Source organism: Aquihabitans sp. McL0605, from assembly GCF_049993875.1.
In the GTDB taxonomy this organism is placed as follows: domain Bacteria; phylum Actinomycetota; class Acidimicrobiia; order Acidimicrobiales; family Iamiaceae; genus Aquihabitans.
Genome location: NZ_CP188252.1, coordinates 4,308,946 through 4,323,348 on the forward strand (window position 1 = coordinate 4,308,946; position 14,403 = coordinate 4,323,348).

The 14,403-nt window shown below is 73.1% G+C and carries 13 protein-coding genes; 8 read left to right on the plus strand and 5 right to left on the minus strand.

Annotation, left to right across the window (positions count from 1 at the left end; all coding sequences use genetic code 11):
• The first annotated feature begins 24 nt into the window (after positions 1-24).
• The 3 genes from coaE to ACPPVX_RS19960 are packed head-to-tail and all read left to right on the plus strand — an operon-like array spanning position 25 to position 2,400.
• Entirely contained in the window at positions 25-624 is a 600-nt protein-coding gene (gene coaE / locus ACPPVX_RS19950; RefSeq protein ID WP_426572332.1) for a dephospho-CoA kinase, read from the plus strand.
• Between the two features lie 49 nt (positions 625-673).
• The gene (locus tag ACPPVX_RS19955) at positions 674-1,771 is read left to right on the plus strand and encodes an S-(hydroxymethyl)mycothiol dehydrogenase (RefSeq protein ID WP_426572333.1); all 1,098 of its coding nucleotides are present in this window, start codon (positions 674-676) and stop codon (positions 1,769-1,771) included.
• A complete protein-coding gene (locus ACPPVX_RS19960) occupies positions 1,771-2,400 on the plus strand; it encodes an MBL fold metallo-hydrolase (protein WP_426572334.1) in 630 nt (209 codons plus the stop codon). Before ACPPVX_RS19955 ends, ACPPVX_RS19960 begins: the two co-directional genes overlap by 1 nt.
• 12 nt (positions 2,401-2,412) lie before the next feature.
• Here ACPPVX_RS19960 and ACPPVX_RS19965 read toward each other — a convergent pair whose 3' ends face one another.
• The gene (locus ACPPVX_RS19965; protein ID WP_426572335.1) at positions 2,413-4,044 is read right to left on the minus strand and encodes an acyl-CoA synthetase; all 1,632 of its coding nucleotides are present in this window, start codon (positions 4,042-4,044) and stop codon (positions 2,413-2,415) included.
• 207 nt (positions 4,045-4,251) lie between these two features.
• Here ACPPVX_RS19965 and ACPPVX_RS19970 point away from each other — a divergent pair, with 207 nt between their 5' ends.
• Positions 4,252-5,529, plus strand: coding sequence for a septum formation family protein (locus ACPPVX_RS19970; protein ID WP_426572336.1), 1,278 nt, complete (start codon positions 4,252-4,254; stop codon positions 5,527-5,529).
• Positions 5,530-5,538: 9 nt separating this feature from the next.
• On the opposite strand, the gene ACPPVX_RS19975 is transcribed toward ACPPVX_RS19970, so the two are convergent.
• Positions 5,539-7,119, minus strand: coding sequence for an AMP-binding protein (locus ACPPVX_RS19975; RefSeq protein ID WP_426572337.1), 1,581 nt, complete (start codon positions 7,117-7,119; stop codon positions 5,539-5,541).
• 142 nt (positions 7,120-7,261) lie between these two features.
• Here ACPPVX_RS19975 and ACPPVX_RS19980 point away from each other — a divergent pair, with 142 nt between their 5' ends.
• Complete coding sequence (locus tag ACPPVX_RS19980; RefSeq protein ID WP_426572338.1) at positions 7,262-8,065, plus strand: VIT1/CCC1 transporter family protein; 804 nt, start codon at positions 7,262-7,264, stop codon at positions 8,063-8,065.
• A gap of 27 nt (positions 8,066-8,092) precedes the next feature.
• Here the strand turns inward: ACPPVX_RS19980 and ACPPVX_RS19985 are convergent, their stop codons facing one another.
• On the minus strand, positions 8,093-8,551 hold the full coding sequence (locus ACPPVX_RS19985) for a MaoC family dehydratase (protein WP_426572339.1): 459 nt from the start codon (positions 8,549-8,551) through the stop codon (positions 8,093-8,095).
• A 109-nt stretch (positions 8,552-8,660) separates the two neighbouring features.
• Here ACPPVX_RS19985 and ACPPVX_RS19990 point away from each other — a divergent pair, with 109 nt between their 5' ends.
• Positions 8,661-9,425, plus strand: a complete 765-nt coding sequence (locus ACPPVX_RS19990; RefSeq protein WP_426572340.1) for an NTP transferase domain-containing protein — start codon at positions 8,661-8,663, stop codon at positions 9,423-9,425.
• A gap of 73 nt (positions 9,426-9,498) precedes the next feature.
• Complete coding sequence (locus tag ACPPVX_RS19995; RefSeq protein ID WP_426572341.1) at positions 9,499-11,661, plus strand: FG-GAP repeat domain-containing protein; 2,163 nt, start codon at positions 9,499-9,501, stop codon at positions 11,659-11,661.
• Between the two features lie 19 nt (positions 11,662-11,680).
• Here the strand turns inward: ACPPVX_RS19995 and rlmN are convergent, their stop codons facing one another.
• On the minus strand, positions 11,681-12,748 hold the full coding sequence (rlmN, locus tag ACPPVX_RS20000; protein WP_426572342.1) for a 23S rRNA (adenine(2503)-C(2))-methyltransferase RlmN: 1,068 nt from the start codon (positions 12,746-12,748) through the stop codon (positions 11,681-11,683).
• On the minus strand, positions 12,748-13,527 hold the full coding sequence (gene mshD / locus ACPPVX_RS20005; RefSeq protein ID WP_426572343.1) for a mycothiol synthase: 780 nt from the start codon (positions 13,525-13,527) through the stop codon (positions 12,748-12,750). The genes rlmN and mshD overlap by 1 nt, the downstream gene beginning before the upstream one ends.
• A 72-nt stretch (positions 13,528-13,599) precedes the next feature.
• Between mshD and nth the strand changes: the two genes are divergently transcribed.
• Positions 13,600-14,256: an endonuclease III gene (gene nth / locus ACPPVX_RS20010; RefSeq protein ID WP_426572344.1), complete on the plus strand. Its 657-nt coding sequence runs from the start codon at positions 13,600-13,602 to the stop codon at positions 14,254-14,256.
• Positions 14,257-14,403: the final 147 nt, after the last annotated feature.

Genomic DNA, 14,403 nt, shown 5'->3' on the forward strand with positions numbered 1-14,403 from the left:
TGATGGGGGTCCTACGTTGGGGGGATGCTGCTCATCGGATTGACCGGAGGGATCGGGTCGGGCAAGTCCACCGTGTCCGCCCAGCTCGCCCGCCGCGGCGCGGTCGTCATCGACGCCGATGCGATCGTCCACGACCTGCAGGCGCCGGGCCAGCCCGTGCTGGCGGCCATGGTCGAGCGGTTCGGGCCCGACATCCTCGACGATGCCGGCGCGCTGCGCCGCCAGGCCGTCGCCGACATCGTGTTCAACGATGCCGACGCCCTGCGCGACCTCGGCCTGATCGTGCACCCCGCGGTGCACGCCGAGATCGAGCGGCGGATGGCGGAGCAGGCCGAGACCGACCACGTGGTGGTGCTCGACGTCCCGCTCCTGGTGGAGTCCGGCCGGTCCGACATGGTCGGGCTGATCGTCGTCGACGTCGATCCCGAGCTGGCCATCGCCCGGCTGGTCGAGCACCGCTCGTTCTCCGAAGCCGATGCGCGCGCCCGTGTCGCGCGCCAGGCCTCGCGCGAGGAGCGCGTCGCCAAGGCCGATGTCGTCATCGACAACAGCGGCTCCATCGAGGCGCTCGACGCCCAGGTGGCGGCGGCGTGGGAGTGGATCGAGCAGCTCCGCTCCGCCTGACCTGCGGCCGGGGCTACCGTCGGCTCGTTCGCGAGCGAAGGGGACGTCGATGGCACAGCAGGTGAAGGCAGTGGTGGCCACCAGCAAGGGGGCACCGGTCACGGTCGAGACGATCGAGGTGCCCGATCCCGGCCCCGGCGAGGCCCTGATCCAGGTGCAGGCCTGCGGTGTCTGCCACACCGACCTGCACTACCGCGAGGGCGCCATCAACGACGACTTCCCGTTCCTGCTCGGCCACGAGGCCGCTGGGATCGTCGAGGCCGTCGGCCCCGACGTCACCAGCGTCGCCCCGGGCGACTTCGTGATCCTCAACTGGCGGGCGGTGTGCGGCGAGTGCCGGTCGTGCCGCCGCGGCCGGCCGCAGTACTGCTTCGCCACCCACAACGCCACGCAGAAGATGAAGCTGAACGGCCGAGAGCTCAGCCCGGCCCTGGGGATCGGCGCCTTCGCCGAGAAGACCCTCGTGGCTGCGGGCCAGGCCACCAAGGTGGACCCTGCGGCCCGTCCCGAGGCCGCGGGCCTGCTCGGCTGCGGCGTCATGGCCGGCATCGGCGCGGCCATGTTCACGGGCGAGGTGGGCCCGGGCGACTCCGTGGCCGTGTTCGGGTGCGGCGGCGTCGGCGACGCCGCCATCATGGGCGCCCGCCTGGCGGGCGCGTCCACGATCATCGCGGTCGACCTCGACGCCAAGAAGCTCGAGCTGGCCCGGGAGTTCGGGGCCACCCACACCGTGCTCGCGTCCGAGGTCGATGCCGTCGAAGCGGTGCAGGCCATCACCGACGGCAACGGGGCCGACGTGTGCATCGAGGCCGTCGGCCACCCGGCCGTGCTCGAGCAGGCCTTCTACGCCCGAGACCTCGCCGGGACCGTGGTGCAGGTCGGGGTGCCGAACCCCGAGATGCGCATCGAGCTGCCCATGATCGACTTCTTCGGCCGGGGCGGCCGGCTCAAGCCGTCGTGGTACGGCGACTGCGTCCCGAGCCGCGACTTCCCGATGCTCATCGACCTCTACCTCCAGGGTCGCCTCGACCTCGATCGCTTCGTGTCGGAGACCATCGCCCTCGACCAGGTCGAGGAGGCCTTCCACCGCATGGAGCGCGGCGAGGTGCTCCGCTCGGTGGTCGTGTTCGACCAGGTGGTCGGCTGATGGCCGCTCGGATCGAGCGGGTGGTCACCAGCGGGACGTTCTCCATCGACGGCGAGGACTTCGCCGTCGACAACAACATCTGGCTCGTCGGCGACGACCAGGAGGTGGTGGTCATCGACGCCGCCCACGAGGCCGCGCCCATCGTCGACGCGGTGGGGGGCCGGCGGGTGGTAGCGCTCGTGTGCACCCACGGCCACAACGACCACATCAACGTGGCGGTCGAGGTGGCCGAGGCCACCGGTGCTCCCATCTGGCTGCACCCCGACGACACGATGCTCTGGGAGGTCGTCAACCCCGACCGCCCCGTCGACGCCGCGCTCGCCGACGGCCAGCACGTGGAGGTGGCCGGAGGGGCCTGGCAGGTCCTCCACACGCCGGGGCACAGCCCGGGCGGCTGCTGCCTCTACAGCGAAGGCGAGGGCGTCCTGTTCTCGGGCGACACGCTCTTCAACGGCGGCCCGGGTGCCACCGGCCGGTCGTTCTCGAGCAAGCCCACGATCCTCCACTCGATCGAGCGCCGCCTCCTGCGCCTGCCCGCCGGCACCGTCGTGCACACCGGCCACGGCGACGACACCACCATCGGTGCCGAGGCCGACGGCATCCGCCAGGCCCTCGCCGACCTCGGCTGACAGACCGGGCCGCTAGCTCAGGGCCTGCTCCCTGGCCCAGCGGTAGTCGGCCTTGCCGGCGGGGGAGCGGACCAGGGTGTCGCGGTAGACGAACGCCTTGGGGAGCTTGTACCGGGCGACGTGGGTCACGGCCTCGGCCAGCAGCTCGTCGTCGGTGGCGTCGGCTCCCTCGGCGAGCTGGACGATGGCCACCACCTCGGAGCCCCACTGCTCGCTCGGCCGGCCGACCACGATCACGTCGTACACGGACGGGTGGTGGGCCAGGGCCTGCTCGACCTCTTCGGCGAAGATCTTCTCGCCACCGGAGTTGATGGTGACGGAGTCTCGGCCGAGGAGCTCGATGATGCCGTCGGCGTGCCAGTTGGCGCGATCGCCGGGCACGGCGAAGCGCACGCCGTCGATCACGGGGAACGTGGCGGCGGTCTTGGCGGCGTCGCCGAGGTACCCGAGCGGGACGTGGCCCCGCTGGGCCAGCCAGCCGGTCTCGGTGGACCCGGGGGCGAGCTCGGACGACAGGTCGGCGGCCACCACGGAGGTCTCGGGGCCGGGCTGGAAGGTGCCGGTGGCGGTGGCGCCCTTCATGGAGGTGTGGCCCATCTGGGCTCCGGTCTCCGACGACCCGACCGCATCGAGGACGACGGCGTGGGGGACGTGCTCGAGGAACCGGTCCTTCAGCGTGGAGTTCATGGCGGCGCCGCCGCTGACCAGGGCGAGGAAGCCGGAGAGGTCGTAGGTGTTGACGTCGAGCTCGTCGATGAGCGGGCGGGCCATGGCATCGCCCACGATCTGGAGGGTCAGGACCTTCTGCTCGGCGACCGTGCTCCAGATGTCGCTCGGGACCATCTTGCGGGTCTCGTGGGGGATCACGACGGTGTTGCCGTTGGTGAACGACGTGAACGTGGCCCACTGGGCGGCGCCGTGCATCAGGGGGGCGGCGGACATCATCCCCACCCCGCCGTTCCTCGAGGTCTCGACGACGGCGTCGAGGTCGGGGAAGGCGTCCTTCTGGCCGAACGGGCGCCCGCCCATGGCGGCGATGAAGATGTCGTGCTGGCGCCACAGGACGCCCTTGGGCATGCCGGTGGTCCCGCCGGTGTAGAGGATGTAGAGGTCGTCGGCGGACCACTCCACATCGGGGCGCTCGGCGGACGAGGCCGCCAGCAGCGCCTCGTACTCGATGGCCCCCGGCAGCAGCTCGTTGCCCGAGTCGTCGTCCACCTGGACCAGCAGCTCGACGCACGGCAGCTGCGGCAGGACCTCGGCCAGGACCGGCGCGAAGGTCGAGTGGAACACCACGACCTTCGACTGCGCGTTGTCGAGGAGGTACTGGAGCTCCTCGGCCACGTAGCGGTAGTTCACGTTGAACGGCGCGGCGCGGGCCTTGAAGGAGCCGAGCATGGCCTCGAGGTACTCGTTGCCGTTGTGGAGGTAGAGGGCGACGTGGTCCTGACCCGACTCGTGGCCGGCCAGCTCGCCGCGCTCGCGGTGCACCCCGATGCCCCGCTCGAGCAGGGCGTTCGCGAACCGCCGCGTGCGCTCGGTGAGCTGCTGGTAGGTCCACTGCCGATCACCCCAGGTGATCGCCGGGCGATCGGGGTTGGCGGCGGAGACCGCCTCGTGGACCTGAGCCAGGTTGAATGCCATCGGTGCTCCCCTGAGCGCGCTGGTGGGTGGTGGTCGGTCGAGCGTAGCCAGGGGCCGGCGGCACCACCCTGCTCGTCGCCACTCGACGGGCCCGCGACCACTACGCTCCGTGACCGGTGCGCGAACGAGGGATCGCGCACGGTGGGAGGAAATCATGGCCACAGCACGGGTTCTCTGGTACCCCTGCCCGGCAGCGGGGTCGGCACGATGAAGGTCTCGGAGCTCGCCGCCGAGCTCGAGGTGCCCGCCTCGGCGGTGCTCGACCAGTGCCAGCGCTTCGGCATCGACGCCACGTGGGCCGGTGCCGAGCTCAGCAGCAGCGAGGTGGTGATCGTCCGGTCCGAGATGGCCGGGCTCCACCACGCGGCCGATCTCACGTCGGCCGCCGACGGGGGCGGCGTCGAGCTGGCGCTCGCGCCACCGGAGCTCGCTGCGGTGGGGGCGGCGACCGCCGTCGACGACCAGCTGGGCTCCGAGCACGACGAGGCGGCCCCGGTCGCGCCGGCCGCACCGGTCGTGCCGGCCGCGCCCGACGCCGTCCCGCCTCCGGATGGCCCGCCCACCGCGGCGCTCCCACCCACCGCCGTCGGCTCCTTGCCCGGCCTCATCGACGAGGTCACCCCCGCCCCCGAGGAGCCCGAGCCGACCACCACGTTCCGCATGGGTGCCGCTGAGGGTGCCGGCCACCAGGCCGAGCCAGGTGTCGAGCGGCGGGTCCCGCCGCGCGAGCCGCCCGCCACGCGCCACCTCGACCGATCGGCGCGCAACGCCCCCATCGCGCTCTTCGTCGCCGTCCTCGCGTTCGGGGTGAGCAACGTGGTGGACAGCCCGGTGCTGGTCGCCCTCCTGTGGATCGTCGCGGCGGTGGCGGTGGTGATGTCGATCGTCGATGCCGCCCGCGGCCGCCGGAACGTGCAGATCCACCCTGAGCGCCGTCGGGGGTTGTGGCTGTCGGTGGTCACGCTGGTGCTGGCCTTCGGCGTGGCCGTGGCCCTGGGCGCTGCGGTCATCGCGGTGTTCAGCACCCAGCCGGCGTCGGCGGCACCCCTGGGGGTCGGCGACCTGTCGTCGGTGCAGAGCGCCCGCTGGGGGTACCAGCGCGCCAAGCTCCTCCAGGACCACGGCTGGAAGCGCCCGGCCCGCGATGCCGGCACCTGCTGGCAGGCCAACGACGTGATGCGCGAGTTCGACCGGGTGGAGGTGTCGATGGCCCCGAAGCAGGTGGGCTGCACGAGCCCCCACGTCATCGAGGTCTCGAAGGCCTTCGCGGTCGATCGCGATGCCGACTCCGCCTACCCGGGCGCCGCTGCCCTCCAGCGGCTCGTCTCGACCCGGTGCGGGTCGGCGGTGGTCCGGCTGCGGTCCCAGGGCAAGACCGTCACGCTCCGGGCGGAGTACCCGACCGAGAAGGGCTGGAACCATGCCGACCACGACGTCGTGTGCGCGCTGGTGACCCCCACCCGGAGCAGCGCCCTGGTCGACTGACCGCGCGCGTCAGGCGGGCGGGTGGCCCGCCAGGACGGTGACGGCCGCCCACTCGAGGTCGACCTTGCCCGAGGGGCGCCGGACGACCGCGTCGACCACCACCACGCGCCGCGGCACCTTGAAGTCGGCCAGGTGGGTGCGGCAGTGCGCCTCGAGGCCGATGAGGTCGACGCTGCGGTCGGCGCGGTGGGCCACCACCGCGGCCACCCGCTCGCCGAAGCGGTCGTCGGGGACGCCGACGACCACGGCGTCGAAGACGTCGGAGTGCGCCTTGAGCACGCGCTCCACCTCCTCGGGGAACACCTTCTCGCCCCCGGAGTTGATCGACGAGGCCCCGCGGCCGAGCAGCGTGATCGAGCCGTCCGCCTCGACCCGAGCCAGGTCCCCGGGGATCGCCCAGCGCTGGCCGTGGAGCTCGACGAACGTCTCCGCGCTGCGGGCGGGGTCGCCGTGGTAGCCGAGCGGGATCCGCCCCCGGCGGGCGAGGCGACCGACCAGCCCGCTGCCCGGAGGCGCCGGGCGGCCGGCGTCGTCGAGCACGGTGGTGTTCTCGTCGACGTGGAAGCGGGGGAGCGAGGTGGAGGGCTGGCCGGCCCAGGTGGGCATCTGGCCCTGGCCGCCTGTCTCGGAGGTGCCGTAGCCGTCGACGACCACGATCCACGGCACGTGGTGCAGCAGCGCGTCGCGGACGACGGGCGAGAGCACGGCGCCGCCCGAGAGGAGCACGAGCAGGTCGTCGAGCATCCAGCGGTCGGGGTGATCGCCGAGGGCGTCGGCGAGCGGGCGGGCGAAGGCGTCGCCGACGATCACCAGGATCGTGGCCCGCTCCTGCTCGGCGAGGTCCCACAGGCGCACCGCGTCGAACGTGGCCGCGGTGTCGACGATGACCGTGCCGCCGTGCAGCAGTGTCGAGAGGGCGGTCCAGTGGGCGGTGCCGTGGGTGAACGGCGAGGCCGGCAGGCAGCGGGTGCGGCCGAGCCGAGCGTTCGCGACGACCTCCTCCGGTGCCTCGACGGGGTCGCCTCCCGGGTTGCCGCCGCCGAGCGCGGCGAACAGGAGGTCCTCGTGGCGCCACACGACGCCCTTGGGGAGGCCGGTCGTGCCGCCCGTGTACAGGAGGTAGCGGTCGTCACCGGATCGCACGACGTCGGGGCGCTCGGGCGAGCTCTCGGCCAGGGCGTGCTCGTAGGCCTCGCCGCGGGCCAGGCACCACGGACGGTCGGACCGATCCTCGATCGCGGAGGTGATCCGGTCGGTCAGGTCGGGCTCGTGGATCACGACGCGGGGCGCGGCGTCGTCGATCAGGTAGCGCAGCTCGTCCATCGTGTACCGGGTGTTGACGTTGATCGGCACGGCGCGCACCTTGAAGGCGGCGAGCATGCCCTCGAGGTACTCGTTGCCGTTGCGCAAGGCCAGCGCCACGTGGTCGCCGGCGCCCACACCGTTCGCCGTGAGCAGGTTGGCCAGCCGGCTGGCCCGCTGGTCGAGCTGGTCGAAGGTGAGGCGCACGTCGCCGGCCACGATCGCCACCCGGTCACCCACGGCATCGACCACGCCTTCGAAGAGGTCGCCCAGGTTCCACGTCAGCACCCGCGCACGCTACTGGCGGTCGGTTTTGGCGTCGAAATCGAGGCGTCAGCGGTGTTCGGCAGGCCTGACGGACGACCCGAGCGATCCTTGATCTTCGGCAGACAGGTCGGTGAATCGGCCGTCGGCGCACCACGATGGTGCCATGAGCACGAACGCCCCTGCCCCCGACGAGGCCCGCCAGGGCCTGTCCCTGCGGTCGCGCACGGCCCGGCTCGGGCCGTCGATCGGTCGCGGGAGCCGCCGGCTCACCACGCGGCGCCACCAGGAGGAGCACGCCGGCCACCGGGCCACCTGGCTGCGGGCCGCCATCCTCGGCGCCAACGACGGGCTGCTGTCGACCTCGAGCCTGCTGGTGGGGGTGGCGTCGGCGTCGGCCGACTCCACGGTGCTGCTGGCCACCGGGGTCGCGGCGCTGGTGGCCGGGGCCGGTTCGATGGCCATCGGGGAGTACAGCTCGGTGTCGTCGCAGCGCGACGCGGAGCGCGCGGATCTGGCCATCGAGGCCGAGGAGCTCCGCGAGATCCCCTCGGCCGAGCTCGACGAGCTGGCGGCGATCTACCGGGGGCGAGGCCTGTCGAAGGAGCTGGCCCGGGAGGTGGCCGAGGCCCTCACCGAGCACGATGCCCTCACGGCCCACGCCCGCGACGAGCTCGGGATCGATCCCGGCGCGCTGTCGAACCCGCTGGAGGCAGCCGTGGTGTCGGCCGCCTCGTTCGCGGTGGGCGCGCTCCTGCCGATCTTCTTCGTGCTGGTCGCCGGGGCCTCGATCCGGGTGCCCGTCCTGGTGGGCACCACGCTCATCGGCCTCGGGGTCCTCGGCGCCGTGGGGGCGCGCCTCGGCGGCGCGCCACCGTTGCGCCCCGCCGTGCGGGTGCTGCTGGGTGGCGGCGCCGCCATGGCGATCGCCTGGCTCGTCGGCCAGCTCTTCAACGTGTCCGTGGCCTGACCCGCCGCAACGGCGGCGGCCGGCCGGCTACTCGTAGTAGCGGAAGATGATCTCGCTCACGCACGAGGGCTTGGGGGCACCCTCGACCTCGAACGTGAAGGTCATGTAGACCTGCGCGCCGCCGGGGATGTCCTCGACCTCGGTCAGCTGGGCACCGAGGCGGAGGTTCGACCCCACCGGCACGGGCGACGGGAACCGCACCTTGGCGGCGCCGTAGTTGACGGCCATCTTGATGCCTTCGACGCGCATGATCTGCGGGGCGAGCACGGGGCCGAGCGACAGCGTGAGGTAGCCGTGGGCGATCGGGCCGCCGAAGGGGCTCTCCGCCTTGGCCCGCTCGGGGTCGACGTGGATCCACTGGTGGTCGCCGGTGGCGTCGGCGAACGTGTTCACGCGCTCCTGGCTGATCTCCAAGTAGTCCGAGTAGCCGAGGTGGGTCCCGACGAGCTCCTTCAAACCGGCAATGCCTTGAATCACGGTGGTCATGGCCCCAGCATGGCCCGGGGGCATCGGCTGGGGCGACTCCGTGGGGCGGCAAGAATGGTCCGCGACCAGGGTCACGGTCCGCCCACGGATCCGACGACGGGTGATGCGCATGGCAGACGACGTGGCAGGGGTGGTGCTGGCGGCGGGAGCAGGGCGCCGCCTGGAGCCGGTCACCTGGGCGCGTCCGAAGGCGCTGTGCCCCGTGGGCGGGGTGCCGCTGGTCGATCTGGCCCTGGCCCGGCTGCGGCCCCATGCCGAGGGGCTGGCCGTCAACCTCCACCACGGTGCCGACCAGCTCGACCTCCACCTGCCGGCCGACGTCCACCGGTCGGTCGAGCAGCCCGTGGCCCTCGGCACCGCTGGGGCGATCGGTGTGCTGCGGCCCTGGCTCGACGGCCGGCCCGTGGTGGTGGCCAACGCCGACGCCTGGTTGGCGCCGGCGCTGGACCTGACGGACTTCACCGGATCGTGGGATCGGGAGCGGGTGCGGCTCCTCTGCGTCGACGACCCCGCCCGGGGTGACTTCGGCTCGCTGCGCTACTGCGGCGTGGCCCTGCTCCCTGCCCGGGTGGTGGCGGCGCTGGAGCCCGTGCCGAGCGGCCTCTACGAGGTGAGCTGGCGCGCCGAGCACGAGGCCGGAGCCCTCGACCTGGTGACGACCGGCGCCGCGTTCGTCGACTGCGGCACGCCGGCCGACTACCTGGCGGCCAACCTGCTGGCATCGGGAGGAGCCGCGGTCGTCGACCCCGCCGCCACCGTCGGTGCGGGCGCCCGCATCGTGCGCTCGGTCGTGTGGGACGGCGCGTCGGTGGCGGCCGGCGAGGTGCTGGTCGACGCCATCCGGACGCCCGACGTCACCGTCCTCGTGCGCTGAGGGGCCCTGGTGAGGGCCGCCACGCGCTGAGGTGACACCCTCACGCACCGCGGCGCGCCCTAGCGTGGCGCCCATGGTGCGAGTCGATCGGGGGTGGCTCCCGCGGGTGGTGGTCGCCGCAGTCCTCACCGTCGTGGTGGCAGGTGCGCTGCCGGCCCGGGCCCAGGGCGCGCCGGCCGGCGACCTGCCGGCCGGGTTCACCGACGGCATCCCCGTCGGCGGCCCGGATGGGCCCGAGGGGTCGCCCGCGCCGGAGGCCACCACCTCCTCGGCTGCATCGACCAGGGCCGCTCCCACCCAGCGGTACTTCGGTGCCGACCCGTGGCACGCGATCCAGGCGTCGTCAGCGGCCACCGCACGGAGCTGCACCATGTCCGACGATGGGCTGACCGCCCTCGTCGTGGCCCCGGTGTTCAAGGAGTCGTCGGCCGCCACCTCGGCGGCGAACGCGCCCTCGCCCATGACCCTCTCCCGCTACGACGAGTGGACCGGGGTGATGGCCACCGACACCAACGCCAACGCCAACTACGGCCTGTACGCGTTCCGCGATCCCAACACGGCGTACCCCCGGGCCTACTGGCACCCCGGCATCGGCATCTGGCAGTACGACACCGCGGGGGTGGGGGCGCCGTTCACCGCCATCGAGCGGATGGACGTCGGGACCGTCTCGGCCGACGTGGCCAAGGGGATGGCGTCGCGCTACTGCACCCCGTCCGCGTCGCTGATCGGCCACGCCGCGCCGTTCACGGATGCCGAGCGCCGGAACGCGGCGTGGGCCCCGTGGGGCTACCCGTGCACCGCGTGCGAGCAGGTGTTCCAGGAGATGACCGCGAGCGCGCAGCCCTTCGCCGACATCACCCTGGTGCCGGGCATCTCGGTCACCGGCGGGGCCAAGGCCCGCTCGTGCACGGTGGCCGGCAGCACCGACGTCATCCCGTGCTGGTACATCGACCCGTCCGTGGGGACCATCGAGGGCGCCACCGGCTGGGCCACGGTCAACCCCGGCGGCGGCAGCCCCACCGTGGCGCCGGCCCCGCTCTCCAAGCCGTTCTACGTGCTCGAGCGCAACGGCCGGGAGGAGCGGCACTGGCTGGCCGTCGACACCGGGTACGACATCGACATCTCGGCCAGCCGCGAGATCGGCAAGAACGATCGCCCTCGCTCCAACCAGGCGGGATCGGGCCTGACCTGGGTGGCCAGCTCGGGCCTGTGCGACGTGAGCACCGGTCGAGGTGCGTGCGTCCCGCGCTCGCCGGCCGGCGTCACCACCACCCAGTTCGACGTCACCGGGACCTACCGCCCGATCAGCCTCGACGTCGACGGCGATCACCGGGGCGACGTGCTCTGGTACGCGCCGGGCCCGGCCACCGACCCGCTCTGGCGGGGCCAGGGGAGCGGCGGGTTCGCCTCGTCCACCGTGTCGATCTCGGGCACCTACGACACCGTCCGCCCGCTCGACGTCGACGGCGACGGCCGCGACGACCTCCTCTGGTACGACTCGGCCACCGGCGCGTCGTACCTCTGGCACGGCAAGGGCGACGGCACGTTCACGTCGATCCACCTGACCACTGCGAAGGGCCTGGTGCCCCTCGTGCTCGATCGCGACGGCGACGGCGACGACGAGATCTTCTGGTACGGGCGGGGCGCGCTGGCCGACTCGGTGTGGACCTGGAACGGCACCGCCTTCACCAAGGCCGCCCAGAAGGTGGCCGGCACCTACCAGCCGTACGTCGGCGACTTCGACGGCAACGGCCGCGACGACATCTTCTGGTACGGCCCCGGCTCGGCGCCCGATGCGCTGTGGCTGCACCGCGGTGCCGGCGGGGTGGCGAGCGTCCCGGTGAAGGTGGGCGGCACCTACCTGCCGCTCGTGGGCGACCTCGACGGCGACGGCCGCGACGACATCTTCTGGTACGCCCCGGGATCGGCCGCCGACAGCATCTGGTTCGGGGCGCCCGGCGGGGCGTTCGCCCACGTGTCGACCACGGTGTCCACGAGCTACCAGCCGTTCGTGGCCGACCTCGAGGGCGATGGTCGCGACGACATCGTCTGGTACCGGCCGGGGACCGACTCCGACCGCTGGTGGCGCTGGAGCGCGGGCCGTGCCCTCACGGGCGCGGCCCTCGACGCCCCCGGTCCGCACCAGCCCGTGGTGGGCGCGTTCAGCGCCGGCGGGACCGACGGCGTGCTCTGGTACGCGGCCGGGCCCACCCCCGATGCCGTCTGGTGGCACTGACGGGCGGAGCGCCTCGGGCTCAGTCGCGCCGGGTGGGCGGGGCGATGGTGACCGGCTCCACCGAGTGGGTGGCGCGGAGCTGGCCGCAGGCCGCGTCGATGTCGGTGCCGCGGGTGCGGCGGACCGTGGCGTTGATGCCCAGGTCGCCCAGGGTCTCGGCGAACTCCCGCACACCGGCGGGGGGCGTGCCGCGGACCGCGTAGCCCGGGGTGGGGTTGAGCGGGATCAGGTTGACGTGGGCCCGGAGGGGCCGGGCGTAGGCGGCTAGCTCGCGGGCGTGGCGGGGCGTGTCGTTCACGCCGTCGATGAGGGCCCACTCGAACGACAGGCGCCGGTGGGTGGCGTCGATGTAGTCGGCGCAGGCCTCGGCCAGCACGGCCAGCGGGTAGCGGCGGTTGATGGGCACCAGCTCGTCGCGTTCGGCGTCGTTGGCGAGGTGGAGCGAGACGGCCAGGTTGACCGGCAGGTCGGCCTCGGTGAGGCGCCGGATGCCCGGGACCACCCCCACGGTGGACACGGTGAGGTGGCGCGCGCCCAGGCCGAGGTCGTCGTGGATCCGGTGGATCGACTCCCACGTGCGGTCGTAGTTGGCGAACGGCTCGCCCATGCCCATGAACACCACGTTGGACAGGCGCTTGCCCACCTCGGCGGACCGGCGGCGGGCCAGCACCACCTGCTCGGTGATCTCGCCCACGGTGAGGTGCCGGTCGAAGCCGGCCTGGCCGGTGGCGCAGAAGCTGCACGCCATCGCGCACCCGGCCTGGGACGACACGCACACGGTGGTGCGGTCGGGGTAGTGCATGAGGACCGTCTCGACCTGGTGGCCGTCGGCGAGCGTCCACAACCACTTCACCGTCTCGCCGTCGTCGCTCACCGACTCGGTGGCCATGGTCAGCCCCGAGGGGAGCTGCTCGGCCACGCGGGTGCGCAGGGCCTTGGGGACGTTGCTCCACTGGTCGGGCTCGGTGCCGTGCTGGTACAGCCCCTCCCAGACCTGGTCGACCCGGTAGCGCGGCTCGCCGGCCAGCAGGTCGGTGAGCTCGTCGCGGGTCCAGTCGTAGCGGGACCGGGCCACGGTGGCGGGCATCAGGTGTACATCCGGATGATGAGGTGGGGTCGGAAGCCCAGGCGGGCGTAGAGCTTCTGGGCGGGGGCGTTGTCGCCCTCGACGTAGAGCATCCCGGTGGCGATGCCCGACCACGCCAGGTGGTCCAGGCCGGCGAGCACCAGCGTGGCGCCGAGCCGCTTGCCGTGGTGCGCAGGGGCCACGCCGATCACGAAGATCTCGCCGAGGACCGGATCGTCGTCGGTGGCGGGGTGGACCCGGGTCCAGCAGAAGCCGGCGAGCTCGCCCGGGGCGTCGGGATCGTCGCTGACGAGGAAGCCGTCGAGGTCGACCCAGGGCTCGGCGAGCGTGCGGGCGAGCGACTCGGTGGTCTGGCCGCTCTGGTCGGGGTGGGTGGCGAAGGCGGCGTTGTTGACCCGCAGCCACGCCTCGTCGTCGGCGCCGGGCCGGAACGGGCGGAGGCGCAGGGCAGGGGTGCCCTCGCGGCCGGGGTCGTCGTCGGCGACGGGAAGCGGCCGCCGCAGCTGGTGCAGCTCGCGGGAGGGACGGACGCCGAGGGCGTCGGCCACGAGGGCGGGCAGGGGCCGGTCGCCCTCGGGCGGCTGGTCGGCGATGAGGCGGAGCCGACGGCCCGGCGACGCGGCGTGCTCGCGGCGCACCGCGGCGACCGTGGCCGTGACGACGTCGGGGGCGGTGAGGTCGAGCGAGCCGCGGATGCCGATGTCGAGCTGGTCGTCGCCGACGGGCTCGACCCGGACGATCACCGCCGTGCCGGTGACGGGGTGGTCGGTCGCGGTCATGGAGGTCGACGCTAGCGACCGCCCGGTCCAGATCCCGCTGGGACCCTCGGCGGAGGTGCGTATCCTCCGACCATGGCCCGACCCCGAACCGCAGCCGGCCGTGCCCGGCGAGTCCACGAGCGCCTGGCGCTGGAGTACCCCGGCACGGCGGTGGAGCTCTGCGAGCTGAACCACACCAACCCGTTCGAGCTCCTGGCGGCCACCATCCTCTCGGCCCAGTGCACCGACGCCCGGGTGAACATGGTGACCCCGACGCTGTTCGCCCGGTACCCCGATGCCGAGGCGCTCGCCCACGCGGAGCCGCTCGAGGTCGAGGAGATCATCCGGTCCACCGGCTTCTACAAGAACAAGACCAAGAGCCTGATCGGCATGGCCAACGCCCTGCTCGACCGCTTCGGTGGCGAGGTGCCCACGGCCATGAGCGACTGGGTCACCGTGCCGGGGGTCGGGCGCAAGACCGCGAACGTGGTGCGCTCGGTGGCGCAGGGCCTCCCGGGCCTGCCCGTCGACACGCACGTGCTGCGCCTGGCGCACCGCCTGGAGCTCACCGAGGAGACCGATCCGGTCAAGGTCGAGCTCGAGCTCAACCCCATGGTGCCGGCGGCCGAGCGGGGCCAGTTCAGCCTCCGCGTGATCCTGCACGGCCGTCGGGTCTGCTCGGCGCGCAAGCCGGCCTGCGGCACGTGCACCCTGGCCGACTTCTGCCCGTCGGCGGGCCTCTTCGCCTGACCGCGCCCGCCGGCCCGGGTCGCTGACGAGGGGTGTCAGCGACCCCACGGGGGCGTGACCCATGTCACGGTTAAACACGGACATTTGCGTGCGCAACGGCGTGACGTTCTCCGAACGGTGTGGTTATAGTGACCCCCGACGAGGTAC

Bases quoted from the DNA above. Each gene is read 5' to 3' on its own strand.
- coaE (WP_426572332.1), top strand. From the start codon at position 25: ATGCTGCTCATCGGATTGACCGGAGGGATCGGGTCGGGCAAGTCCACC.
- ACPPVX_RS19955 (WP_426572333.1), top strand. From the start codon at position 674: ATGGCACAGCAGGTGAAGGCAGTGGTGGCCACCAGCAAGGGGGCACCG.
- ACPPVX_RS19960 (WP_426572334.1), top strand. From the start codon at position 1,771: ATGGCCGCTCGGATCGAGCGGGTGGTCACCAGCGGGACGTTCTCCATC.
- ACPPVX_RS19965 (WP_426572335.1), bottom strand. From the start codon at position 4,044: ATGGCATTCAACCTGGCTCAGGTCCACGAGGCGGTCTCCGCCGCCAAC.
- ACPPVX_RS19970 (WP_426572336.1), top strand. From the start codon at position 4,252: ATGAAGGTCTCGGAGCTCGCCGCCGAGCTCGAGGTGCCCGCCTCGGCG.
- ACPPVX_RS19980 (WP_426572338.1), top strand. From the start codon at position 7,262: ATGAGCACGAACGCCCCTGCCCCCGACGAGGCCCGCCAGGGCCTGTCC.
- ACPPVX_RS19985 (WP_426572339.1), bottom strand. From the start codon at position 8,551: ATGACCACCGTGATTCAAGGCATTGCCGGTTTGAAGGAGCTCGTCGGG.
- ACPPVX_RS19990 (WP_426572340.1), top strand. From the start codon at position 8,661: ATGGCAGACGACGTGGCAGGGGTGGTGCTGGCGGCGGGAGCAGGGCGC.
- ACPPVX_RS19995 (WP_426572341.1), top strand. From the start codon at position 9,499: ATGGTGCGAGTCGATCGGGGGTGGCTCCCGCGGGTGGTGGTCGCCGCA.
- rlmN (WP_426572342.1), bottom strand. From the start codon at position 12,748: ATGCCCGCCACCGTGGCCCGGTCCCGCTACGACTGGACCCGCGACGAG.
- mshD (WP_426572343.1), bottom strand. From the start codon at position 13,527: ATGACCGCGACCGACCACCCCGTCACCGGCACGGCGGTGATCGTCCGG.
- nth (WP_426572344.1), top strand. From the start codon at position 13,600: ATGGCCCGACCCCGAACCGCAGCCGGCCGTGCCCGGCGAGTCCACGAG.